The 24,671-nt window shown below is 54.4% G+C and carries 22 protein-coding genes; 13 read left to right on the forward strand and 9 right to left on the reverse strand.

Going from position 1 to position 24,671, the window contains the following annotated elements; translation table 11 throughout:
* Window positions 1-6 precede the first annotated feature (6 nt).
* The gene (gene mfd / locus J0X12_RS14830; RefSeq protein ID WP_207047215.1) at window positions 7-3,504 is read left to right on the forward strand and encodes a transcription-repair coupling factor; all 3,498 of its coding nucleotides are present in this window, start codon (window positions 7-9) and stop codon (window positions 3,502-3,504) included.
* A 1-nt stretch (window position 3,505) separates the two neighbouring features.
* On the opposite strand, the gene J0X12_RS14835 is transcribed toward mfd, so the two are convergent.
* A complete protein-coding gene (locus J0X12_RS14835) occupies window positions 3,506-4,159 on the reverse strand; it encodes a DsbA family oxidoreductase (protein ID WP_207047216.1) in 654 nt (217 codons plus the stop codon).
* Window positions 4,160-4,230: 71 nt separating this feature from the next.
* The gene (locus J0X12_RS14840; RefSeq protein ID WP_207047217.1) at window positions 4,231-5,535 is read right to left on the reverse strand and encodes a diguanylate cyclase domain-containing protein; all 1,305 of its coding nucleotides are present in this window, start codon (window positions 5,533-5,535) and stop codon (window positions 4,231-4,233) included.
* A 197-nt stretch (window positions 5,536-5,732) separates the two neighbouring features.
* Here J0X12_RS14840 and J0X12_RS14845 point away from each other — a divergent pair, with 197 nt between their 5' ends.
* The gene (locus J0X12_RS14845) at window positions 5,733-6,500 is read left to right on the forward strand and encodes a glucose 1-dehydrogenase (protein ID WP_207047218.1); all 768 of its coding nucleotides are present in this window, start codon (window positions 5,733-5,735) and stop codon (window positions 6,498-6,500) included.
* A gap of 9 nt (window positions 6,501-6,509) precedes the next feature.
* A complete protein-coding gene (locus tag J0X12_RS14850) occupies window positions 6,510-7,763 on the forward strand; it encodes a flavin-dependent oxidoreductase (RefSeq protein WP_207047219.1) in 1,254 nt (417 codons plus the stop codon).
* A 3-nt stretch (window positions 7,764-7,766) separates the two neighbouring features.
* Here the strand turns inward: J0X12_RS14850 and J0X12_RS14855 are convergent, their stop codons facing one another.
* Window positions 7,767-8,378 (reverse strand): NADPH-dependent FMN reductase, encoded by a 612-nt coding sequence (locus tag J0X12_RS14855; protein WP_207047220.1) that lies wholly within the window; start codon window positions 8,376-8,378, stop codon window positions 7,767-7,769.
* Window positions 8,379-8,644: 266 nt separating this feature from the next.
* Between J0X12_RS14855 and J0X12_RS14860 the strand changes: the two genes are divergently transcribed.
* Complete coding sequence (locus J0X12_RS14860; RefSeq protein WP_207047221.1) at window positions 8,645-9,748, forward strand: glycosyltransferase family 2 protein; 1,104 nt, start codon at window positions 8,645-8,647, stop codon at window positions 9,746-9,748.
* Window positions 9,693-10,373, forward strand: coding sequence for a DUF6817 domain-containing protein (locus J0X12_RS14865; protein WP_207047222.1), 681 nt, complete (start codon window positions 9,693-9,695; stop codon window positions 10,371-10,373). The genes J0X12_RS14860 and J0X12_RS14865 overlap by 56 nt, the downstream gene beginning before the upstream one ends.
* A gap of 18 nt (window positions 10,374-10,391) precedes the next feature.
* Here the strand turns inward: J0X12_RS14865 and arsB are convergent, their stop codons facing one another.
* The 3 genes from arsB to J0X12_RS14880 are packed head-to-tail and all read right to left on the reverse strand — an operon-like array spanning window position 10,392 to window position 12,381.
* A complete protein-coding gene (gene arsB / locus J0X12_RS14870) occupies window positions 10,392-11,471 on the reverse strand; it encodes an ACR3 family arsenite efflux transporter (protein ID WP_207047481.1) in 1,080 nt (359 codons plus the stop codon).
* 52 nt (window positions 11,472-11,523) lie between these two features.
* A complete protein-coding gene (locus J0X12_RS14875) occupies window positions 11,524-12,036 on the reverse strand; it encodes an arsenate reductase ArsC (protein WP_207047223.1) in 513 nt (170 codons plus the stop codon).
* 15 nt (window positions 12,037-12,051) lie between these two features.
* Window positions 12,052-12,381, reverse strand: a complete 330-nt coding sequence (locus J0X12_RS14880; protein WP_207047224.1) for an ArsR/SmtB family transcription factor — start codon at window positions 12,379-12,381, stop codon at window positions 12,052-12,054.
* Between the two features lie 125 nt (window positions 12,382-12,506).
* On the opposite strand from J0X12_RS14880, the gene J0X12_RS14885 reads away from it, so the two are divergent.
* On the forward strand, window positions 12,507-14,216 hold the full coding sequence (locus J0X12_RS14885) for a uracil-xanthine permease family protein (RefSeq protein ID WP_207047225.1): 1,710 nt from the start codon (window positions 12,507-12,509) through the stop codon (window positions 14,214-14,216).
* A 69-nt stretch (window positions 14,217-14,285) separates the two neighbouring features.
* Window positions 14,286-14,966: a 5-formyltetrahydrofolate cyclo-ligase gene (locus J0X12_RS14890; RefSeq protein WP_207047226.1), complete on the forward strand. Its 681-nt coding sequence runs from the start codon at window positions 14,286-14,288 to the stop codon at window positions 14,964-14,966.
* Window positions 14,967-14,975: 9 nt separating this feature from the next.
* Here J0X12_RS14890 and J0X12_RS14895 read toward each other — a convergent pair whose 3' ends face one another.
* A complete protein-coding gene (locus J0X12_RS14895) occupies window positions 14,976-16,007 on the reverse strand; it encodes an alpha/beta fold hydrolase (protein WP_207047227.1) in 1,032 nt (343 codons plus the stop codon).
* Window positions 16,008-16,196: 189 nt separating this feature from the next.
* On the opposite strand from J0X12_RS14895, the gene J0X12_RS14900 reads away from it, so the two are divergent.
* The 6 genes from J0X12_RS14900 (at window position 16,197) to J0X12_RS14925 (ending at window position 23,165) form a co-directional block, all read left to right on the forward strand.
* The gene (locus J0X12_RS14900; protein WP_207047228.1) at window positions 16,197-16,922 is read left to right on the forward strand and encodes a carbonic anhydrase; all 726 of its coding nucleotides are present in this window, start codon (window positions 16,197-16,199) and stop codon (window positions 16,920-16,922) included.
* Window positions 16,923-17,034: 112 nt separating this feature from the next.
* Window positions 17,035-17,859 carry a helix-turn-helix domain-containing protein gene (locus tag J0X12_RS14905; RefSeq protein ID WP_207047229.1) on the forward strand — a complete coding sequence of 275 codons (825 nt, stop codon included), beginning with the start codon at window positions 17,035-17,037 and terminating at the stop codon, window positions 17,857-17,859.
* A gap of 85 nt (window positions 17,860-17,944) precedes the next feature.
* Entirely contained in the window at window positions 17,945-18,382 is a 438-nt protein-coding gene (locus J0X12_RS14910; RefSeq protein WP_207047230.1) for a VOC family protein, read from the forward strand.
* Between the two features lie 376 nt (window positions 18,383-18,758).
* On the forward strand, window positions 18,759-18,995 hold the full coding sequence (locus J0X12_RS14915; RefSeq protein ID WP_207047231.1) for a hypothetical protein: 237 nt from the start codon (window positions 18,759-18,761) through the stop codon (window positions 18,993-18,995).
* A 102-nt stretch (window positions 18,996-19,097) separates the two neighbouring features.
* Entirely contained in the window at window positions 19,098-22,355 is a 3,258-nt protein-coding gene (locus J0X12_RS14920; protein WP_207047232.1) for a glycosyltransferase family protein, read from the forward strand.
* Between the two features lie 51 nt (window positions 22,356-22,406).
* On the forward strand, window positions 22,407-23,165 hold the full coding sequence (locus J0X12_RS14925) for a hypothetical protein (RefSeq protein WP_207047233.1): 759 nt from the start codon (window positions 22,407-22,409) through the stop codon (window positions 23,163-23,165).
* Window positions 23,166-23,186: 21 nt separating this feature from the next.
* Here the strand turns inward: J0X12_RS14925 and J0X12_RS14930 are convergent, their stop codons facing one another.
* Window positions 23,187-23,534 carry an antibiotic biosynthesis monooxygenase family protein gene (locus J0X12_RS14930; protein ID WP_207047234.1) on the reverse strand — a complete coding sequence of 116 codons (348 nt, stop codon included), beginning with the start codon at window positions 23,532-23,534 and terminating at the stop codon, window positions 23,187-23,189.
* Between the two features lie 607 nt (window positions 23,535-24,141).
* The gene (locus J0X12_RS14935; RefSeq protein WP_207047235.1) at window positions 24,142-24,492 is read right to left on the reverse strand and encodes a hypothetical protein; all 351 of its coding nucleotides are present in this window, start codon (window positions 24,490-24,492) and stop codon (window positions 24,142-24,144) included.
* Between the last annotated feature and the right edge of the window lie 179 nt (window positions 24,493-24,671).

Consider the following 24,671-nt stretch of genomic DNA (forward strand, 5'->3'; position numbering starts at 1 on the left):
GCCTGCATGAGTGAGACAACAATTCCGCGCCTTCGCACCCGGATTTTGGAGCTGTCGCAAGGCGGGCATGCCTTTCGCGTTGAATCGGTACCGGAAGGGTATGACGCCTATCTTCTAGGCGAAGTGCTGCGCGAAAGTGACCGCGACCTTCTTTTCGTGCTGCGCGATGATCTGCGCATGGCAGCCAGTGAAGCGACACTCGCTTTTTTCCGCCCTGACATAGAGGTTATCAGCTTTCCCGCCTGGGACTGCCTGCCCTATGACCGGGTATCGCCGAACTCCGAGATTGTTGCCCACCGGATGACAAGCCTTGGCCGGATGACGGAAAGTTCTGACCGGCCGCGTATTTTCCTCACCACCCTCAATGCCGTCACCCAGCGGGTACCGCCGGTCGAGATGGTCAGGAACAGTCGTCTCAGCATTCAATTGGGAGACAAGGTAAACGGGGCGGAGCTCGCTGCTTATCTCGTCGCCAACGGGTTTACCCGCATCGGGACAGTGATGGAACCAGGCGAGTTTGCCGTGCGCGGCGGTCTGATCGACATCTTTCCGCCGGGTGCGGAAAATCCGGTCCGGTTGGATCTTTTCGGCGACAAGGTCGATGGCATCCGCGCCTTCGATGCGCTGACGCAGCGATCGACGGGCAAGATCGACAAGCTCGAATTCACGGCCGCCTCCGAGTTTCTGCTGAATGACAGCTCAGTGCCGCTGTTCCGTTCCCGCTACCGGGAGGAGTTCGGCGCCGTCACCCAGGATGACCCCCTCTATGAGGCAGTAAGCGAGAAACGCCGCCATGCCGGAATGGAGCACTGGCTGCCGCTATATCACGAGAAGATGGCAACGGTTTTTGACTACCTTCCGGAAGCCACCGTCTTTCTCGATCATATGCTGGAAGAAGCACTGGCGGCACGACACGACACGGTCATCGACTATTACCAGAGTCGGAAGGATGCCGCCCCATCGGGAGCCGCCGATTATAAGCCGCTGCCGCCTGACTATCTTTACTTGCCTCCTGATGAGTGGCATCAGGCCATCGCCAACCGGGCCGTCGGGCAGTTTTCCCCGTTCAGAAGTGGGACCGAGGATACCGTTACATTGGATGCGGACGGGAAGGCGGGGCGGGACTTCGCGCCGGAACGTGCCCGCCATGAGGCCAATATCTATGATTACCTTAAGTCCCATGTCGTCGAGGCACTGGGCGACAAGAAGCGGGTTATTCTCGCCTATTTCACCAATGGCTCGCGCGTGCGGAACAAGACCGTTCTCGCCGATCACGGGATCGAGCCGGTCCGGGAGATTGAGGATTTTCGCGATATTTCCGGGCCAAATATCCCAAACCTTGCCGTCCTCCCGCTCGAAAAGGGGTTTGAGACCCCGGATTTTGTAATCATCGGTGAACAGGATGTGCTTGGCGACCGTCTGGTACGGCCGCGAAAATCATCGAAACGCCATGAAAATTTCATCGCCGAGGCCTCGCAGCTTTCCCCCGGCGACTATGTCGTCCATGTAGACCACGGGATCGCCCAGTATGAGGGGCTGACGACAATTGAAATCTCGGGCGCGCCGCATGACTGCGTGACGCTGCTCTATGCCGGCGGGGACAAGATCTACCTGCCCGTCGAGAATATCGAGATGCTCTCGCGCTATGGCGGCAGCGATATGGCGGCCGTGCTCGACAAGCTTGGCGGCTCCGGCTGGCAGGCCCGCAAGGCGAAGCTGAAAAAGCGGGTGATGGAGATGGCAGATCAACTGATCGGGATCGCCGCCGCACGGGCGCTCCGCAAGGCAGACCGGCTGTCACCGCCGGATGGTCTCTATGCCGAATTCTGTGCGGAATTCCCGTTCGAGGAAACGGAAGACCAGCTCAAAGCCATCGAGGATACACTCGCCGATATGGCAAGCGGACGACCGATGGACCGGCTAATCTGTGGCGATGTCGGCTTCGGTAAAACGGAGGTGGCCCTCCGGGCTGCCTTCACCGCGGCCATGGCCGGGCAGCAGGTGGCGATTGTTACCCCGACGACGCTGCTTGCCCGCCAACATTATAAAGGCTTTACCGCGCGCTTCGCGGACCTGCCTGTCAAGATCGCCCAGCTCTCGCGCATGGTGACTGCCAAAGAAGCAAGCCAGACGAAAGTGGAACTCGCGACGGGGCAGGTCGATATCGTCATCGGCACCCATGCACTTCTCGCAAAATCCATAAAATTCAATAACTTGGGACTCGTTATTGTCGATGAGGAACAGCATTTTGGCGTTGGTCACAAGGAACGATTGAAGGAATTGCGCGCCGACGTCCATGTGCTCACCCTGACCGCGACGCCGATCCCGCGCACCCTGCAGCAAGCAATGACGGGTATTCGTGACCTTTCGATCATCGCGACCCCACCAGTGGACCGGCTTGCAATCCGCACCTTTGTCCTGCCGTTCGATCCGGTTGTCCTGCGCGAGGCGTTGCTGCGGGAGCATTACCGTGGCGGCCAGAGCTTTATTGTCTGTCCACGCCTGAAGGACCTGCCCGAGATTGGCAACTTCCTCCGGGAGCATGTGCCGGAAGTTAAATATGTCACGGCGCATGGCCAACTCGCCGCCAAGGAACTTGATAGCGTGATGAACGCATTTTATGATGGCGCCTATAACGTTCTGGTGGCGACGAATATTGTCGAATCCGGCCTCGATATCCCGTCCGCCAACACGCTGATTACCTATCGCGCCGATATGTTCGGTCTGGCCCAGCTCTACCAGATCCGGGGCCGCATTGGACGCTCCAAGACGCGTGCCTACGCCTATCTTACCCTGCCACCCCGCAAGCGACTTACGGATGCCGCGGAGAAACGCCTGCGAGTCCTGCAATCACTCGACACCCTGGGGGCAGGGTTCACCCTTGCAAGCCATGACCTGGATATTCGCGGGGCAGGGAACCTTCTCGGCGATGAACAATCGGGTCATATCAAGGAAGTCGGGTTCGAGCTGTATCAGGAAATGCTGGAAGAAGCGGTGGCGAACGCCCGGGAAACGGAACTCGGCCATGCGGGCGAAACAGAGGATAAATGGTCGCCCAGCATCAATATCGGTACATCCGTGCTGATTCCGGAGCATTATGTCGCCGATCTGTCGCTGCGGATGGAACTCTACCGCCGCATTGCCGCACAGGAAACCGCCGAGGAAATCAACGCCTTCGCCATTGAGTTGGTGGATCGTTTCGGACCGCTCCCCGATGAGGTGTCCCACTTAATCGAGGTGATGACGATCAAGTATTTCTGCCGCGAGGCGAATATTGAAAAGATCGAGGCCGGGCCAAAAGGGGCGGTGCTGAGTTTCCGCAACAACAAGTTCGACAATCCGGGCGGGCTTGTGGAGTTTATCTCCCGCGCGCCGGGGTCAACGAAGCTGCGCGGCGATCACAAACTGGTGCACAGCCGCAGCTGGCAGCATCCGGAGGATCGGTTAAAGGGAGTTCTCTGGCTGGCCCAGAACCTCGCGAAGATCGCCCGGGCGGCAGCCTGACCTATTCCGGGTTTTCCGCCTCGTTGGCCTCATGTTCCGCGATCTTGTCGAAGGCGGCGAGGAAAGCTGCTGGATCCTGCGCCCCGGACACGGCATATTTATCATTCAGGATAAAGAAGGGGACGCCGGAAACGCCCATCTGGCGGGCGCGCATGTCCTCTTCACTCACCAGGTCACGATCAGCGCCTTTTTCCAGCAGGTCCGTTACCAGCGTCTTGTCCATCCCGGCCTCTTCCGCGGCGGCGATCAAGACGGTATGGTCTCCGATGTCTTCGCCATCAACAAAGAAACGGCGGAACAGGATTTCCACAAGGGCATCCTGACATCCCGCAGAATGGGCCCAGCGGATCAACCGATGGGAGTCGAGGGTGTTCGGTGTACGCTCTATTTTTGAAAAATTAAAAGGAATATCAACCGCTTGACCGGCAATCTTGATGTTTTCATAGAGCTCTTTCGCTCGTTCGGCACTCCCGAATTTTCGGGCAGTGAATTCCTTCCTGTCCGCGCCCCCTTCGGGCATGTCGGGATGTAGCTGAAAGGGATGCCAGGTAACCTCTACCTCAAGGTCGGGCCGGGCCGCGAGGGCCGCTTCTAGTTTCCGTTTGCCAATGAAGCACCAGGGACAGACGGTATCGGAGACAATATCTATTTTCATCCCCTAATTATAGGGCGGCCGCTGAGGTCATTCAAGGGGTATCTGGAACGATCGGTCTAGAATACTGAAACTTACGCCGCTTTTTCGTCACCCATCCCTTGGGAAAGTCCACGCTCGACGACATCTTCAATCGTATCATTCGGCTGGACTTCTGCCAGCCCTACCGATGTTTCCACCTGGACGGACTTGGGAACATACGACAGGGCGAATTCGGTGCTCCGCAGCACCCCTTCAACCCGCTTAAGCGCGATAAGTGCTTCCACCTTGCGGGTGCCGGGCAGGGCAATCAGGAAATGACCGGTATCAAGATGGCTGCAGAAATCCTCTCCGCGCACGAGATTGGAAAGGGCGGAGCCGACCTGCCGGAGAAGCTGGTCAGAAGGCGGGTAGCCGTATTTTTCCTTCACTTTATCCAGATTGTCGATCTTGATGGTTGCCACGGACAGGACCTTGTGTTGCGCCGCATGTTCCTTGAACATAACCGGCAAATGGGTCCGCATGAAGCCGCTGGAATAGAGGTCTGACGGTCCATCGGCCACGGGATGCTGCTTGGCAAGCCTGAACAGGTTCTGGATAGCAAAGCGATAACGGTATTGCTGGATTTGCAGGCCAACACGGTTAATCAGCGCGTCCATTTCCGTCTCGTGAAAAATGATATCTGATACGCCATGTACAAAGGCGGCGCGACGGTTCTCGGTATTTTCCAGCACCATCAGAACAGGGAGGTTATAGAGGCGCGTATCCGCCCTGATATCATTGCAGAGCCGCAAATTAGCATCGCCAAGCCCCACGCCGGAGAGGATCACCGCGTCAAATTCCCGCGATCGCAAGTCTTCAAGCGCCAATTCCGGATTTTTGCAGATATGGATATTTGTCTTGGTATCGAGACGGAGGAGAATATTTCCCAAAACAACCGTCTTGTTACCGACAATCAGAATATTGGCTTCCCCGATATCCGGCTCGGGAGAGGTGACGGTTGAGAGGTCGACCCCATAGGTTTCCGTGGTCGCAATCCGGCGCGCCAGTTCCTGCTCCATATTCTCCAGCCGTACAAGAGAGGCGACACGGCTCAAAAGCTCAAGATCGCAATATCCCGGGGAGATGGTCTGGATCCGGCACTTAATGTCCGCCGGACCGATCAGCAAGGTCGGAAGGGCGTGCTCAATCGCCATTCGGGCAATGTCCTTCACATTGACATGGGCGGTGTTGTTCTCACCATCGATCAGGATCAGGTCAAACGATTGATCTCCAAAATCCTCCTCGAACATTTGAAGGAAGGACAGGCGGGTGCAGCGGTATCCTGCCTCAACCAGACAGGGTTCAATCTTATTTGCCGGGCTGTCCGAGACAACCAGAAGGTTGGCGGCGTAACGCATAACTCAACATCTCCAAATTTACTGGCACCAGTTTGACATTTAAATTCTTAAAATAACGTGAGTTTTCCGTAATTTCCGCCAATCATGTCCGTATTGATTGCTGGATATGCAAATGGAACCTTGATTTTGGGATGGGGACGGGAAATCATATGATAGGGAGAGACAATCAACAATTAGCCGTAATTCAGGAGATATTTATGACATCGCCGCACAATCTCGAGGGCAGGCATGCCCTGGTAACGGGTGCTTCCTCCGGCCTGGGCCGTCAATTCGCGCTGACCCTCGCACGGGCCGGGGCAAAGGTAACACTTGCGGCGCGCCGGACAGACCGGCTGGAAGCCCTCGCGACGGAGATTGCGGCGTTTGACGGACGGGCCCTGCCGGTGCGAATGGATGTCACGGATGTCGCCAGCATTCAGGAGGCTGTCCATGTCGCGGAAACGGAACTCGGGCCGGTCAACATCCTCGTCAATAACAGCGGTGTCAGCGCCCAGTGCCCGGCCGAGAATGTGACCGAGGAAGATTTCAATTATGTCATGGATACCAATGGCAAGGGCGCGTTTTTCATGGCCCAGGCCGTCGGGCAAAGCATGATCCGCCATGGTCAAGGCGGGAAGATCATCAATATCGCCTCCGTCGCCGCCTCAAGAGTGCTCAAGCAGAGTATCACCTATTGCATGTCAAAGGCGGCTGTCGCCCATATGACCCGCGCGCTTGCCGAGGAATGGGGGCGCCATAAAATTCAGGTCAATTGCCTGAATCCGGGCTATATTGTCACCGAACTCAACAGTGAATATTGGAAAACCGAGTCCGGAAAGCGTCTCATCTCCAAGTTGCCGGGCCGACGGGTAGGGGATCCGGCCGATCTGGACGGTGCGCTTTTGCTGCTTGCCGGTCCTGGTTCCGATTTCATGACCGGCTCCGTCATTGCGGTCGACGACGGCATGACCGCCCAAGGGTTTTAGAGGATGTAAATGGCTGATGTGAACGGGATAATCGCGGGCGGTGGACTGGTCGGCCTCACACTTGCGCTGGCGCTTCACCAGAAGGGAGTCAAAGTTCGTGTTTTTGAAGCCGTCAAGGAAATCAAGCCATTAGGAGTAGGTGTTAATCTTTTACCTCATTCCGTTCAAAATCTTGCAAAACTTGGACTATTGGCGGAAATTGAGAAAGTCGCCATTAAAACGTCCAGCCTCGCCTATTATACGGAGGACGGCAAGACGATCTGGCGGGAGCCTCGCGGGCTGGAGGCGGGATATGATGTACCGCAATTCTCCATTCACCGTGGCGACTTCCATATGATCCTGCTGAATGCAGCCCGTGAACGGCTCGGGGAGGAAAATATCCTGACCAGGCATCATTTTTCCGAATTCACACAGGAGGCGGATCGGGTGACCGCCACCTTCATCGATCGCCAGAGCGGCAAAACTGTCGGCACGGCAAGCGGAGATTTCCTGGTCGGGGCCGACGGCATCAACTCCCGCCTTCGCCACCTCTTTTACCCGGAAGAGGGACCGCCGAAATACTCCGGCCAGATGCTCTGGCGCGGGGTGACAGAAATGGAGCCCTTTCTCGATGGGCGGTCCATGTTCATGGCCGGGCATAATGATCTCAAGCTCGTAGCCTATCCGATCCGCGCCGAGAGCGCGACGCGCGGTAAGTCCTACATCAACTGGATCGCGGAGCGACGTATTCCGTCAGATCTGGCCGCACGAGCCGCGGACTGGAACGAGACGGGCAGCCTTGAGGATTTCAAGCCCTATTTCGCGGACTGGAATCTCGGCTGGCTGGATATTGGCAAGCTGTTCGACAATGCCCTCTCCATCCACAAGTTCCCGATGGTCGACCGCGATCCACTCCCGAAATGGTCCTTTGGCCGCGTCACGCTGATGGGAGATGCAGCCCATGCCATGTACCCCAACGGGTCCAACGGCGTCTCCCAGGGGGTGCTGGATGCGATGACCTTCGCGGACCTGCTGGAGGACGCAACAGACATTGAGGCGACACTCCAGGCGTATGAAGAGGCGCGGCGGGAGGCTACAGCAAAAATCTCACTCGCCAACCGGCAGACGGGTCCTGAACTCGTTATGCAGATGGTCAAGGATCAATGCCCGGGCACCTGCGGCGAGACGCATTCCTGTATCCCACAAGATACCCTTGAGGAAGTTGCGACGGCCTACAAGAAACTCGCCGGATTTGACAAGCAGTCCCTGAAGACCGCGAAGTAGGAACTACATACCATTCTTGTAAAGCTTCAGGTTTTGCACTTTCTCGCGCACCGGGACCACCGCCTTCGCCGTTTCAATCATAAACTCAAGCCCATAATTCAGGCGCGCAGTCAGGCGGCTATCAAGATCGGTGGGCGGGGTACTGGTAAACAGCGACTCCACCTGACGCAGGATCATGTGATCGGGCATCCACCACAGGAAGTTATTCTTGTATCCGCTCATCCGAAGCTCGGCGACAGGGTAGGCGCCCCCGGTACCGGAACTGACCGCAATCAGCTGCGCGGGCTTGTGCGCCAGTTCCCCGCCATCGCACATAAGGAGAAAATTTTTCAGATGCGGCGGCACCATGCCCGCCCATTCGGGGCTAATAACAACAAAGCCCTGGCAGGATTTCAGACGGTCAGAGATCGGTTTCCAGAATTTCTTGAGATCGCTGCCGCTTTCCCATTTTTCCTCGTTCCAGAGCGGAACCTCGAGATCACGAAGGGAGAAATAATCTACTTCCACGCTTAAGTTAGAATTTTTTAGCAACTCACTGATATATTTACCTATTCTATCAGATTGAGATTTCTTCCGGATACTACCGATTATGATTCCGATTTTGACGTCCGACATTAATTTTAAAGCCCCTTCGAGCAATCTGGTGATCTACAGTTGATACTGTTAACAGGCCATTGAATGACCCACATTGGAGGAAATTATCGTCTTTATTGGCAGTTCCGGACACTTGTGTAAATGCTACAGGTCAAAAATTGTTTTGACCCTTGATCGCAAAAAAGGTTTGTAAAAATGTAAATTTGTGAATAATTGTTTGATATTAGTGGATTTTTATAAACTCGATGTGAAGAACTTGTCCCTGCAATCATTGGAGAAGCCTATCAATGAGAATGGACGTGACAGTCGGGATATCGATCCGGGAAACCTTTTCCAGGACAGTCCCTTCGCTTAAGTCCGTTCTGGCCAACACGCCGGACAACGTTCCCATAATCTTTATCTCCAGCGGCCTCCCTGACAGCATACTGCGCGACGTTCGGTCTCTTGGCAGCACACGCGACATCAAGATCATCCATGAAGATTGCTACCTCAGCCCGAACCAGGCGCGAAACTTGATCATCCGGGAAGCGACGACGAAATATATCGCCTTTATCGACAATGACGTCGAGTTGGGGGAAAACTGGCTCGAACCGTTGGTCCGTTGCGCTGAAGAAGAGGGGGCGGATATTGTTTCGCCACTCATCTTTGAACGCTTTCCCTTCTGGAAATATGTTCATATCGCGGGCGGGGAAGCCCATATTAAGGAACCCGGCAACGGCATCCGGGTCTGCCATGAGCTGCATCGTTACTCAAGACAGGATATCGACACGGTTCCTGAGACTCTTGAGCGTTGCCCAACCGAGCTGTTCGAGTTTCATGTTGTGTTGATAGACCGGGCGTTCCTACTGGAAATCGGCATGCTGGACGAAGCGCTCCTGTCCGTTTCCGAGCACTGGGATGTTAGCGTTTTGGCGCAGGAACTGGGACGAAAGATCTATTTCGAGCCCGCGTCAAGAGCGTGCTATTTGCCGCCCTTCAAGCCGACGGAAGACGATATCCGGCTGTTTAACCTGCGTTGGTGCGATGACTGGGTGAATGGGTCTATTTCGCGACTTGAGGAAAAATACAGCCTCACCCCCGATCAGGGAAACCTGAAAGCCGTCAGAGGCTATGTCAAAACCCACAGATTGCACAAATATGTAAAGACACGTCGATTCCTTGCGAGCATATTCGGTGCCAAAGCAGCCAGCGTGTTTCTGAACAGGGTTGTTGTTCGCATCGATCCCACACTGGTAAATCGGGCAATCCGGAAGGATCTGGCAAAATGGCAGGCCTATACTCTGGAAAAAGAAAAAAATGACAATCTTGAACATATCCCAGACCAACGTGCAATTGATGACTCAATTGCTCGCGCTGGACATGCCGAGGAACGAGCTGGAAGAGCTCAATAAGGCCTGCGACCTTATGGCGGAACTGGTTGCGGGTGGTTATCGGGCAACCGGGCGGCCATTTTACAATCACCTGATTGGCGTCGCCAGCCTTACCGCCCTCGAAACCCGGGACGTGAAGCTGATATCCGCAGCACTGCTGCATTCATCCTATGAATTTGGCCGGTTTCGGGGATGGCTTTTACCGCCAATGCTGAACAAGCGACGTAAGATTGTCGCCCGGTATGTCGGGGAAGAAACAGAACAGATTGTCCATTCCTATCAAATGGCAGACTGGCGTGCGCTACTGGACCCGCAGAAGCTGCCTGCGCTTTCCGAGACAGAGAGAAACCTGATCCTCCTGAAACTCGCCGATATGCTCGAAGATTTCATGGAGGAAAGGGGACCAATTGCCACGCATAAGAACGCCCTCTGGCCATTTATAAAAATGGATGATCCAGCGGCGTATATTATCGGTATAAGTACCGGAATTGGCGCAGAAAAAATCGCTTCCGGCTTCCGGGAAGTAAGCACCAGATCCCCGCAGAGGATAATTGAGCGAAACAGGGACAGAACCTACTTTCATACCCCTCTAAGATCAGTTCTTCCCTATTTTATCAAGTCTACCTTGCAACGTCGGCGCACATAGGCGCCATATAATCGCGCATTAGTCAGAGCCGGGGAACAGGTGCCCTGTCCGGTTGGCGAAGGCGACAAGCGACAGCATGACCGGAACCTCTACCAGCACGCCGACAACGGTCGCCAGGGCGGCACCTGAATTCAGGCCGAACAGGCTGATGGCGACCGCTACGGCAAGCTCAAAGAAATTCGATGTCCCAATCAGCGCGCAGGGAGCCGCCACCTTGTACGGTACACGCCAGGCCCAGGCCGCGCCATAGGCAAGGGCGAATATGCCATAGGACTGGATAATCAGCGGGACGGCGATCAACCCGATAAGCAGGGGCTGTTCAATAATGACCGGGCCCTGAAACCCGAACAGCAGAACAACCGTCGCCAGCAACCCGATAATCGAGTACGGCTTCACCTTTGCCGTAAACCGGTCAACACGCGGCGCCGCATCGGCTGATTGCGTGGAACCGGTCAGCAGGTGACGGGTCATAGCGCCGGCAAGCAGCGGGATGACCACATACAGACCGACAGAGAGAATAAGCGTCTGCCAGGGAACAACGATATCGGTAATGCCGAGCAGGAAGGCGACAATCGGCGCAAAGGCGAAGATCATGATCACGTCATTGACCGATACCTGCACCAGCGTATAGGTCGCGTCCCCCTTCGTCAGCTGTGACCAGACAAAGACCATGGCCGTGCAGGGCGCCGCCCCGAGCAGGATCAATCCCGCAATGTAACTTTGGGCATCCTCGGGCGCGATCAGGTCCGCGAAGAGATACTCGAAAAACAGCACCCCGAGCGCCGCCATGGTAAAGGGCTTGATCAGCCAGTTGACCGCAACCGTCAGGATCAGTCCCTTCGGGCGGTCCCCGATATGCTTCAGGCTGGCGAAATCGACGCCGACCATCATCGGGTAAACCATCGCCCAGATGAGGATCGCGACAATGAGATTGACCGACGCATATTCAATGGCGGCAATGGTCTCGAACAGGGAGGGAAGCAAATTTCCAAGAACAAGCCCTGCCAGGATGCATAAGGCCACCCAGATAGAGAGCCATTTTTCGAAAACACCTATTCCAGCCGGCGCTCCCTTTGTCGGAGCCGGGGCGCTATGCATGCGTTCTTCAGTCAAGGATTATGTCCTTAAGATAATGGGTTACTAAGTTTATTTATGATTTTACTGTATCGCGCTCTGTACCAATCTCATTCAGATGCTTCTGCAGGGATAGCCTGTCGAGACTGGAAATCGGAAGGTTCGCAAACAGGGAGATCCTGTTGTACAGCATCCGGTAGGTATCCATATAGGCGAGATTGATTTCCGCGACTGTCCCGCTGTGGTCTGAAGGATCGGGCACGCCCCAATGCGCCGTCATCGGCTGTCCCGGCCAGATCGGGCAAACCTCTCCCGCCGCATTGTCACAAACCGTAAAGACGAAATCCAGCCGCGGGGCATCCGGTCCGGCGAATTCATTCCAGGATTTGGAACGCGCGAAGTCCGTGTTGAAATTCAGACCCTTTAAAACCTCGATCGCCTTGGGATTAACGCTGCCAAGCGGTGAAGAGCCTGCGGAGTAGGCCTTGAAGGTTCCCTGGCCAACCCGGTTCATGATCGCTTCCGCGATGATGGATCGTGTCGAATTGCCAGTGCAGAGAAACAATACATTATAAATAGCGTCAGTCATTGAATTTTACCCGTATCAAGAACAATTGATTTCGTCATAAATGCCTTCACAGATTTCAGGCCGACCATTGCAACAATCGTCCATCAGGAAGGCAAGCAACCCGCGCATGGCGTCAAAATCCGCGAAATATCGAACCGTTCTGCCCTGGCGCTCGTTCCGGATCAGGCCGGCGTTCATCAGGATTGACAGGTTGGTCGACATGGTGTTCTGCCGGACGCCAAGGCTGTCACCGATCTCGCCCGCAGGCATGCCTTCAAGTCCCGCCTTGACCAGCAGGCGGAAGACATCAAGCCGTGTTTTCTGGCTCAAGGCGGCGAGGGCGCGTAATGTTGTATTTTCATCCATATATCTTGAATAGTAGATATGTTTTGTTTTGGCAACCCCTTATTTTGTTGTCTTGTCTACTGGCACATCCTGGATGATCCTTGTAAGCTAACTCCTTAAGATAAGGATAAAAAATCGGGGAAGGGATGACCAAACGCCCGGAAGGACTGATCTTTGCCGTTGATGAACGGCCGCCCTGGCTGACCCTGCTGCTCCTTGGCGGGCAATATGCCGGACTGCTCGCCGCCTATCTCGTCCTGATAGTTATCGTGTTCAAGGCAGGCGGGGCCTCCCATGAGGATACGATCAGCGCGGTCAGTCTCGGCATGATTGCGGTGGCAATTGCGACGGTTCTTCAGGCACTGCGCAAGGGACCGGTTGGTTCCGGCTTTCTCGCGGCGCCGGTCTTCTCCGCGATTTATCTCGGTCCCTCTGTTCTTGCGGCGAAGACGGTTGGCCTGCCTGCGGTTTTTGGCATGACGATCCTTGCGGGGCTTCTCGAAATTATCATTGCGCGCAGCCTGCGTCGCCTGCGGATCTTTTTTCCGCCCGCAATCAGCGGTTTTATTGTGGCAATTATTGGCATACAGCTTGGCCTTGTCGCCATCGATCATGTGCTCGATATCGATCAGCGACAGCTCCCCGATTATGTCAATCATGTAATTGTCGCCGGGCTGACGCTCGCCCTGACGGTAGCGCTCAGCATTTGGGCGTCCGGGCTGGCGCGGCTCATGTGCTCCATCATCGGGCTGGGGGTCGGCTTCGGCCTTGCAGTTGCCTTCGGTCTCATCCCCGAGGCACATTGGCAAGTCCTCCTTGGCGCGGAATTGTTCGCGCTGCCTGATCCCGGCTTTATCTCCTATGACTTCGATGCGGCATTGTTGCCGGCGTTCCTGATCTCGGGAATTGCCGCAGCGCTTCGCACGGTAGGGGTCATTACCACCTGTCAGAAGATAAACGATGACGACTGGCGACGGCCGGACATAAAATCCATCAAGGGCGGGATGTTCGCCGATGGCCTTGGCTGCATGTTGGCGGGTGCCCTCGGCACCATGGGAACGAACGCGGCCCCCAGCCTGGTCGGTGTCTCCAAGGCCTCCGGTGCGACGAGCCGCTCGATCGGTTTTACGGCTGCTGCCATCCTGATCCTGTTTTCACTCATGCCGGTGATTTCCTCCTTCTTCCTGATCCTGCCCAACGCAGTCATCGGGGCGATCCTGATGTTCACCGCCTCCTTCATGATTTCAGGCGGCATCCAGATCATGATGTCGCGCAACATAGATAACCGCATGACCTATGTGATCGGCTTCTCCATGTTGCTGGGCCTGAGCAGGGACGTTTTCCAGAACTATTTCAAAAGCTTGCCGGGATTTTTTCACCCCTTTACCAGCTCCATGATGCCGATTGCGGTCCTCTCCGCGCTGGCCCTGCATCTTACATTTCGGCTAGGGAGCCGCCGCAAGGCAAATGTCGGCTTTGAAAAGGTCGAGCATTCGGTTGATGAGTTCTCCCACATCCTTCAGGATAAGGCGCGGGCATGGAATATCGACAGCGGCACGGCTTCCCGGGCGGAGAGTACAGCCACGCAGGTGCTCGAACATATCCGCCGGGCCAGTCTCGCGAACGGCCCCGTGGCCGTCGAGCTCAGCTTTGATGACTTCAATTTCATCATCGGCATAACCTATCAGGGGATGCTGCTCTCCTTACCTCATGTGGGGGTCAAGCATGGCGTCCTCCTGGAGGAGGAGGCATTTTCCTACGGGCTTGCCGATTTCCTGATTGGCGCCTATCCGGACAAGATGGAGTCCTTTGCCCGTGGCCAGGATATCCGCATCCAGCTTCAGTTCAACGTGTGACTTTTCTAATTACCCAACAACCCTATATTGCATTGGAAGCGCAACTGCATTTGTGATAGGGAATGAGACATGGCGGAGGATGACGACATTAAGACGGGCTTTGCATCACCACCCTGCTATGCGCATGAGCTTGAACTCTTTGATAACGGCTATATGGGCGTGGATGTGCAGGCCGCGCTGGATGTTGCCCGTTGGCGCAAGGCGAAGCGCGATGAGCTCATCGCCGCCCGACTAAAATTCTCCGTGAAAGACCGCCGCGCCCTTGCGCAAGAAATCACGGAGGAACTGGAACGGATTCTCACCCCAAAAGCGGGCATGATCCTCAGCCTTTACTGGCCGATGAAGGCAGAATTCGACTTGCGCAGCTGGATGAAGAAACTGGTGGAGAAGGGCGTGCGTATCGCGCTTCCTGTCGTTAGGGAAAAAGCACATCCGATGATTTTCCGGGAATGGAAACCGGATGCAGAGATGGAACCAGGCATCTGGCAAATTCCAACACCTGTTAATACGGACGAGGTGACACCTCATGTTGTTATCGCGCCGCTGGTGGGCTTCGATAAGGACTGTTACCGGCTTGGCTATGGCGGCGGGTATTTCGACCGGACACTGGCAGTTCTTAAGCCACGCCCGAAAGTTATCGGGATCGGCTATCCGGACAGCCGCCTGTCCAGCATATTTCCCCAACCCCATGATATCCCGATGGACATGATTGTGACCGGCCGGGAAGGCGTGATCAGTCGCGAACCCTAAGCAGCTTTATTATCCCGGCCAGACGTCCGGCACCGAGGTTGCCAGCCAGTGGGCGAGGGCCGCGTTGACCTCTCTCGGTTTTTCCTGCGCCATCCAGTGACCTGACTTGATATTGCGAATTGTCAGATCCCGGCAGTATGTCTTCATCGGCTCTGTCAACGGAGACCGGACGCACTCACAGGTGTAATCATATTCCGCGAGCAGGAAAAGTGTCGGCAGGTCGATATAGCCGTCATTGAGCGCCTGCGTGGCGTAGGCCGCATTCGCCTGGTCATTCATGTAATATGAGTCGGGCCCGAAAAATCCGTTCCGGGTGAGGGCCGCAGCATAGACTTTCAGGTCCTCCTCGCTGAGGACAGACCCGTCGCGCGGGATATCGGGCGCTTCATCGGCGCCGCCATACCACCCGCCGCTCAAGCGGACAAAGGCGGTAGGGGACGGTTTGTCGGTATAGCCGGGCTTACCCTTGCGGAAGAGCGCCTTGACTGAATTATAGGGGTTGGCGTCAAACACCGCACAGGCTCGGGCAAAATTCTCCGCATAAAAGCGGATATATTCCCATTGCCCTGCCGGGAATTCATCTTCCGGATACAGATCCCGGTCGATCAGGGGAAGGCAGGCATCCAGGCCGCGCTCAAGACATCCGTAGGGAACGCAGAGACTTGCGACCGCATGGCATCTCTCCGGATGGTGGCTGGCAATATTCCAGATCGTCGGGCTGCCCCAGTCATGGCCGACCCAGATGGCCTTTTCTCGACCAAGGCCATCCAGCAATTCAATCATGTCGGCAACGATTTGTTCCTGGGCGTAATCGTCATGCTCACCATAGACACTGGATCGGCCATAACCCCGCATGTCCGGAGCAACGGCCAGAAATCCGAGACTGGCCATCGCCGGCAGTTGATGCCGCCAGCTCAACGACAGTTCGGGCCAGCCATGCACGAAGATGATAAGCGGCCCATCCTCCGGACCGGCGGACAGATAGAATGTCGTATGACGTGCGCTCTTGACGGCGTTTTCGGTAATTGTCGTGAAGTTCATGGCATTCCTCGATGGCTGAGTAACGCGGACTTTAGGTTGTTCCCTGATACCGGCGAAACGGCGTTTATCACCGTTCTATCCCGCTATTCATTAAACTTACGCGTTTTTTCCCGCCTTGACCACACACGGTTGATATGAAATGGTTTCCAAATAATTTAAAAATAACAATCAGGCGAGGGAGTTAGACAAATGTGCGATTTACCGGAGGAACCATTGGCAAAGGTCGCGTTTTCGCGTCGGCATCTTCTGAAGGCCGGCGCCGCTGTCGCCTTGACCCCGTTCAGCATTTCGCAAGCCTTTGCCGCCAGCGCAACATCTGCCGCCAATGCCATTCCCCCCTCGCTCGCGCTATCACGGTTGATGGAGGGCAATGTCCGGTATGCCGCGAATACACCGAATGAACGTGACTTCTCTGCCGGCAGAGCCGCAAGAGCGAAATCGCAGTTCCCGATTGCCGCGATATTAAGCTGTGCCGATTCACGTGTGGCCCCCGAGCTTCTGTTCGATCAAAACCCGGGCGATCTATTTATTATGCGGGTTGCCGGGAATGTCATGAGCCCGGATTTGCTAGCTTCCCTCGAATATGGCGTAAAATTCCTCGGCGCACCGCTGGTCATGGTGCTCGGACATTCCAACTGCGGCGCCGTCAGTGCGGCCATTAGCGTGCTTCAGGACCAAACCGAACTTCCAGGCCACTTGCCCGACCTGATCGCCTCCATCAAACCAGCGGTCGCGCAGGCGAAAGCCTCCCATCCGACGGATTTACTGGAAAGCTCAATCGCGGAAAATGTGCGTCTGCAGGTAGCACAGCTGAAAAAATCGTCGCCGATCGTTGACAGATACTATGCCGACCAGAAAATCGATATCGTCGGCGCCGTCTATGACTTGAAGACCGGCCGCATTGCCCTAGTGTAATACTTGGACGGACCGGGCGGGTAGTCTCGACCGGTCCTATCCCTTTTGTGATAGCTGGCATATTATAACGCTGTGCTCTGAGGAAACAGAAGAGGGAGCTTGCACCCATATCATGAGACTCAGTCGACCACCCAAGGCCGCCTTGACGCCCTTCATCGATCTCCTCTGGGTGTCAGATGGAGAGGCGGTTGCCAATCCATCAAGAACCATAAAAGAGCTTGTTCTTCCAACCGGCGCGACTCATCTCGTCTTCCGTCTCGGCGAGACGCCGTTAAAAATATATTCGGCGCCGGATGATATAACCGGCCAGACAGTCGGGACATCGGTGATCGGCGGTCCTCGCGCGAGACCCTATATCAAGGACATTACAACCCCAGAGCCAACCGTCGGCGTGTTGCTGCGTCCCGGCGCGGCGAAACTTATCTTCGGCGTGCCGGCAAATGAGCTGGCAGGGAAACATACAAAGATCGAGGATATCTGGTCGCCGACACAGCTGGGTGAAATCCGGTCCAGGCTTTTGGAAAAGCCGCAACTCGAACAGCGGCTGGCCGTTATCGAGGATGTATTGATGGCCCGCCTGCCGCGGATGCGGGGCCTCAATCCGCTGATCATTCATGCCCTCGACAATTTTCGCCTTTCCGTCCCGGTTGGGGAGGTTGCCCGGCAGAGCGGATACAGCCATCGCTATTTTTCCTGGATATTTACGGAAGCAGTCGGCCTTTCCCCCAAAAAATATTGCCGGGTCCTGCGCTTCGGGCGCGTCCTTGACCGAATGCAGAGGGAACCGGGCATCGGATGGGGTGATCTGGCCTATGCCGAAGGATATGCAGACCAGGCGCATATGACGCGCGAATTCCGGGAGTTTGCCGCCCTCTCACCGGGTGATTACCGCAAGGCGGTTCCATCCGCACCTCGTCATGTTCCGTTAAGCCAATAAATTTCCGTCAGGTCAAAAACGTTCAATACGTCTAATGAGACGCCCGGTAGATTAGGCCCGAAAGAGACCAAACAGGAGAACCCATATGTCTATCCATGAAGTCTATATCTATCTTCGCGCCAAAAACGCGGAAAAAGCCATTGCCTTTTACAAGGATGTTTTCGGGGCAACTGAAAAATTCCGTCTTGTTGAACCGGGCGGGCGTATTGGCCATATCGAGTTGTCACTCGGCAACACCGTGATCATGTTATCGAGCGAGTTTCCCGAATTCGGTATTCATGCGCCTGAACCCGATGCCCCTAAAGGCTTCTCGATCCATCTGCATGTCGAAGATGCAGACGCACTGATCGCCAAAAGCGCTGCGGCGGGCGCGACAGTGATCCGGGAGGCAACAGATCAGTTTTATGGGGAGCGTTCCGGGACGATCCGCGATCCGTTCGGATTTGACTGGATCATCGGTCATTCCATAGAGGAGGTTGCGCCCGAGGAGATGCAGCGGCGCTACAACGAAATGGGTGGCTGACGCAAGAATACCGGCTGCAAAAGACGGGAAGGGGTGCTGCACCCTTCCGGTCTAGCCTGCCCACACCGACAGAAAATACAAAAAGATCGGTGATTATCGGCCTTTTCCTTCAGGAATTCACGGCTGATCACCGCCCACCATGATTCAGCCGATGCAGGATGCCTTGTTCAAAGAGTGCAAAAAACAGCGTCAAAGGTGGGAAAATGGTGCATTAGGCGTCCATCTTACACCTTTAGATTTAAAAAGAATATTATTTATCTTCGTTATATTAGCATTTAACGAGAAATCAACGATACTTAATAGCTAATTAACCATTTTCACCCAGCATTTCACATACTGGCAATTACGCAGTAACTCGAGTTAAGGGAAATGCTATATGACTAATAAATTCAAGAAATCACTTGCAGTTGCAGCTGTAGCAGGTGTCGCCGCCACGGCAGCGCCAGCTGTTTCACCGGATGGTTTCAATATAACTGTTGGAATTCAAAATGTTAGTGCGGAGACCATCTCCAAAGCGGTCTCGGTAGCCTCCAGCACCGCAGCGGCCACCAGCAACGATTCAGACAATGCGGGTAGTGGTGCCGCTCCAGGCGATGGACCAGGTACGTACTAAAGACTCACCTTCATGAAAGTAGCCAGTTGTAGTTGGCTACTTTCATGACAACTTTCCGACAATTAGACGCAATGTTTAATTGATACCTTGGACAAAAGTAAAGTGAACGTTGAAATGTATGATATCCTAAAAATCGGAGATTTTCGCTTTCCCGGTGGCACCTCTACCGCCATTGAAGCCGAAATAAGGGCACTCTCAGACGCAGGATATAAAGTTGGTCTCCTCCAGAAGGATGCACGGACCCTGAAGCAACAGCGACCTGTTCATCCTGCCATCACCGAACAGATTGACAAGAAAAACGCCTTCTTGGTGGATCCGGCAACAACCTCGCGGGTAGAGGCAAAACTGGTTCTCATTCACAATCCATTTGTCTTTGAAGACCTCCCGCAGGGACCTTTTCCGAAAGTCGTGGCCGACACGAAAATCATGGTTGCCCATCAACCGATCCGCGATAGCAATGGCGTCCTGTATTTTGATGTAGAGAAAGTCCATGAAAATGCCGAGAGTGTCGTCGGCGAAGGATTGATCTGGGCGCCGATTTCCGCGGTTTCCCGGGAAAATATGATTGCGGAGGATTTCCGCTTCCCCATCGCCGATTGCGACTGGACCAATCTGATTTTTGTGGAGGACTGGAAGGTCGAACGGTCAGGCGTCCTCGGCACCAAACCGATAATTGGGCGCCACAGCCGACCGGACTGGGCAAAATGGCCTGCAACACGCGAAGACATGCTGAAAATTTATCCCGACGCAGAGGATATCGATATTCGTCTTCTTGGGGTTGGGGACGGCCTGCAGGACCTTATGCAGGGGACATACCCTGAAAACTGGGAGACATTCGAGTTTGGCGAAATTCCGCCCCGACAGTTCCTGGAAGGCATAGATTTTTTTGTTTATTTCCATCACCCCGACTGGGTTGAAGGCTTTGGCCGCACGATTGCCGAAGCCGCCGCCGCAGGCGCGGTTGTTATCTTGCCGGAGTATCTTCGCCAGACATTTGGTGAGGCTGCCCTCTACAGGCGCCCCGAGGATGTTATCGATACGGTCAAGGAACTGCACCAGGATCCATACCGTTTCATGCTGCAGTCCGGTCTTGGCCAGCATATGATCAATAACCTGTATGGCCCCGAAAAATATCTTGAACGTATCGGGAAATATTTGGGGCACGCGGAATTCACGTCTGATGACATTGACTCTGGTTCCGACCCTGTTGTGTTGGAGGATGTCAGCGTCGATGTCACTCATATCGGCGATTTTCGCTCCTGCCGCGAGGAAATCTGGAGAATTGTCAATGATGTAAAGATTCAATGGGAGAACGGCTATAAGTCCGCCCTCATTCATCATCCGACCAAAACGCGGGGGGACTTACGGATCGTCAACCCCGACGTGCAGGCCCTTGTTGAAAAATCCATGGCGCTACCGGTCAATCCGGAAACACCGAATGTCCGGACGAAGCTGCTCACCATCCATCAACCGCTGTCCCTTTTTGAAGGGGCCGGTGACGAAAGCTATATTGTCGGGCCACGTGTCATTGCCGACAAAACGGCCGTCATCCTGGATAGAATGGCGTCATCGAGGGCAATCAGAAAAAGGGATGCGTTGCTAAAAACCATCTATGGCCGAAACATCATATGGTATGGCACGACAGCGGAAATCAGGGCTGCCTTGCAGGCCGTACCGTCGATAACCGTGGATGCACAGCTCTGGACCGTATCAATCTCCTTCAGGGATTGGAAAGATCCTTCCACAAACGGACGTTTATTGCCAATCGTCGGCCGCGTTAGTCTCGGTGAGGAGGGGCAATGGCCGACATCAGAAAATCTTGACGGATCTTTGCCCGTTTCCGGCGAGGTATCTTCCCGTCTGCTTGGCATGACAAACATCAAGAATGGCCCTCGCACCTGCTTTCTGGACGCCCGGGAAACATTTAAGGCGCAAGATATTATGGCGACGCGCTTTATCGAAAACCTTGATTTCATGAGCTACTACCCCGGTTATGGGGACTTTGAAATTCCGGTTCACGCCATCGCCTATGCGATGTGTCAAGGTGTGCCGGCAATACTGGATGGCCGACTACAGAACATCTTTGGTCGCGGCCCTAAATATATGCCCCCTGCGAGAGTAGAGGGGTATGTGACGGAACTTTTTGCGGAGAAAGAGGAATACGCACGGGTAGCGTCGGAACAGGCGCGTATTGCACGGAAGAATTTTGGCCCGGCAATTCATCTGGCCCGTCTGAACAAGCTTGTCGGAACATCGGGCCAAACGCGCGTCCGGGATCGGCAGTCAAACAAGCGTACCCGCGTCCTCTTTGTATCTTCAAATGGCGTTGGTGTCGGTCACCTGACGCGACTTCTGGCGATTGCGCGGCGCATGGGACCGACCGTAGAACCCGTCTTCCTGACAATGAGTCAGGCGCTGCCCGTTGTCGAGCAGGCCGGGTACCCGGTCGAATTTCTTCCCTTCCATGTCTATGCAAACAACAACCCTAACAACTGGAACGTCTGGTTTCGCGAACATCTCGAGCAGGTGCTCGACTTTCACCAGCCCTCCGCGGTTGTTTTCGACGGCAGCAACCCTTATTCCGGCCTGATCGAGGCCATTCTCCCGCGGGACATCAAGCTGGTCTGGATTCGCCGGGGAATGTGGAAAGAAGAACAGAACAATTCCCTGTCCATTTCGCGCCAGAAGTTTTTTGACCTCGTGATCGAACCGACAGATATCGCGGAAAGCAGGGATAAAGGGGTCACGGCCTATAACCGCGCCGTTACCGTCAAGGTTCCTCCCATCCGCTTGCTGGACAAGGAAGAAATACTTTCCAAGGGGCAGGCCTGCGAGGAGCTGGGGATCGACCCGAACCGACCCGCCGTCCTTATCCAGCTGGGGTCAGGATCCAACCGGGATATCGTGTCGATGATTGACACGGTTCTTGACAAGCTCAAGGCCAACCCGAGTATCCAACCGGTTATTGCGGAATGGATGATCGCGCCGAAATCGCTCGATTTCTGGCCCGGTATCAAGCGCTTGAGAGGCTTCCCGTTAAGCCGTTACTTCAATGCCTTCGATTTCACGGTCAGTGCCGCCGGCTATAACTCCTTCAACGAGATCATATCCTTCTCGCTGCCGGCGATTTTTATGGCCAACGAGCATGCCACCATGGATGATCAGGGCGGCCGCGCCGCCTTTGTCCAAGAAGAGGAGGCGGCTTATCATATACCCGGCCTCAACCTGGATATCGTCGAGAGGTCCATAGAGAATATTCTCGACCCTGAAATCCAGAATACCATGCGATATAACTGCGAACGGCTGGCCCTGGAAAACGGGGCAACCGCCGCTGCGGAATCAATTGTGAATTTCTTATAGACGCTTAATCAATACTCTTGATCAGAGTTACGAGATCAGTGGGAAAAGACGATGACAAATTTTGTATTTAGCGACAGTTTCCGGCCCGCAACTTCTGAAGCGAGACAGCTGCGGGAACATGTTCAGATCCAGTCACGCCATGCCGATGTCGTCGAGGCTCATCTTATGCGCCTGTTGGACGAGCTGGGCCTGAAAAGCGAGACCCTTCAGGTTTTTCATGAATTTGAACCGTTGGGTGAGGGGGTAAACCTCAAGCATTTTCCAACGGGAAGCCGGCCTTACGCGGACGCTCCGCCGCCGGCACCGCAAAGAGCGGAAACGGATAACGAATGGTGGCCCAGCAATCGCAAGCAAGCCAACTATCTTGTGCCAAATGCCGGGTGGATAAACCATTCGGTGCAGGGGACGACGACGCTGGTTTACGGGATCTCGTTATTCGGTGTCGCCACGGAAGAAATGGAGAAGGTCGTAGAGCAGATCAGCTCCCAACAGGCCATCCGGGAGGATTTTGTGCCTCTCTTCATCACGGATTCCACTGATTTCCACATGTTCAGAAAACACGGCTATGTATTCGAGTACTTCCCGTCACCGGAAAAGCAGCATCCCGTCGCCGGTTCTGTGTCCTGGGAGGAATATGCGCAAAAAAGACTGGATCTTGTAATCCGAAAATGGGGGATCGTGAATATGATCAATATTGGCGAAAAAACGATCCTGACCCAATCATCGGCACCCAAGGACAAGCCTAAAGCGCGGCGCCGGACTGAAAACAATAGTCGATCACACAAACGCGCACGGGACAAAGCGGCCTAAACTCGCGCATACACCCACCTGTTAGCCGGCGTGTTTCACTTTGCTGTCAGCAGGGGCCTCGTCCCGTTCATACATGCCATAGTCGCGGATGACGCTGGCGATACGTATCCGGTAATCCTTAAAGACGGAGGCGCGGCCCTTGGCCTGGGCATTGCGGTGCGCCGAGATATTGCGCCATTGCTCAATCGCCGCTTCGTCGCGAAAGAACGAGATGGAAAGAATTTTTTTCTCGTCCGTCAGGCTCTGAAAACGTTCAACCGAAATAAATCCGTCTATTTCCTCAAGTGTCGGGCGCAAGCCCGCCGCGATATCCAGATATTCCTGTTTATGGTTGTCATGGGGATAAACTTCAAAAATTACGGCTATCATTGTTCGCATCCTTTCCAAATGACGGCTTTTCCGGTTCATCGGTAATTGCCGCAACCAAACGAGGCAACGTTAATATCGCGGCATACCCCTGAACTCAGCGTTTCGTCCGGTAACAAGTTTGCAGAAATAATAGGCTTTAGTAAATTGGCAATCACTTATATGCGCTAGATGGAAACAATGCTGATTAGGTTTCTCCACGCATTGCCTTCACAATACACGATTGCCGTATTGGTTGATCTTGGAATATCGCGAACCGGGAATTTTATAGCCGATCCAGAGCCCTTGAGAATTGCGGGTTCGTTGATGCGGATAAACGCCCGCGGTTGATTGACTTGTGAAACGGAAGGCATTTTGTTTCCGTGATGATCACTTGGAGCCAGCAACGGGATTTTGCTGGCAAAGCAATCACAGTTATTGGACGTGTCGGCAAGGCAAATTCAACATGCGGTACCTATGCGGCATTTGCCACGACGATTACCGTCAGGAGAGGGGCGCAGAGGAGAGCGCGCAGACCTCTTTCAAGAAGACGCAACGCACTGCGTCTCTCTTGTGTTTTTTTTAATGTATTTTATCCACGCAGAACGCAAGACGCCTGCGGAATTAAAAACTAGATATTTTCCGCAAGAGCATTTTGACAGGCTTCTGCCAGTTCACGATCCGGCTTTTCAGCTCCTAATGGAGTTGCCCAGCCTGCATCCTCAACAATCCCACGTCGTTTATAGCTATTGGCCTCTCCAAACTTGGCGAGCACGTCCATTGAATTGGGGTCATTCTTGGAGTTCTGCAAGCAATAGGGTATAAGTGCCGTCGCAACCGCCATTTTGGCGTTTTCGCTCGACATATCATTGGCTGCGTTCTCCGTCATCCAGCCACCCCAGTTGAATCCCACTATAGCCACGGCGATAGCGCCTGCTCCCGCGCCCATAAGCGCAGGTTTAATCCATGTAGGAATTTCCATAAATAAGTCCGATCTGTATCAGGACAGGCACGCAGTATCGCGTGCAAGATGCTCTATCGTAACACACTATCCCAAATATCTAGCATGGTTTAAGGCTTATTTAATTCTCCTTCCGATTGCTCAAATTTTTATTAGTGTCCTGGACCCAATAAAAATGCGGAATAATTATTATGTGAAAC

It is taken from the genome of Sneathiella sedimenti, assembly GCF_017313765.1.
GTDB classification, from domain to species: domain Bacteria; phylum Pseudomonadota; class Alphaproteobacteria; order Sneathiellales; family Sneathiellaceae; genus Sneathiella; species Sneathiella sedimenti.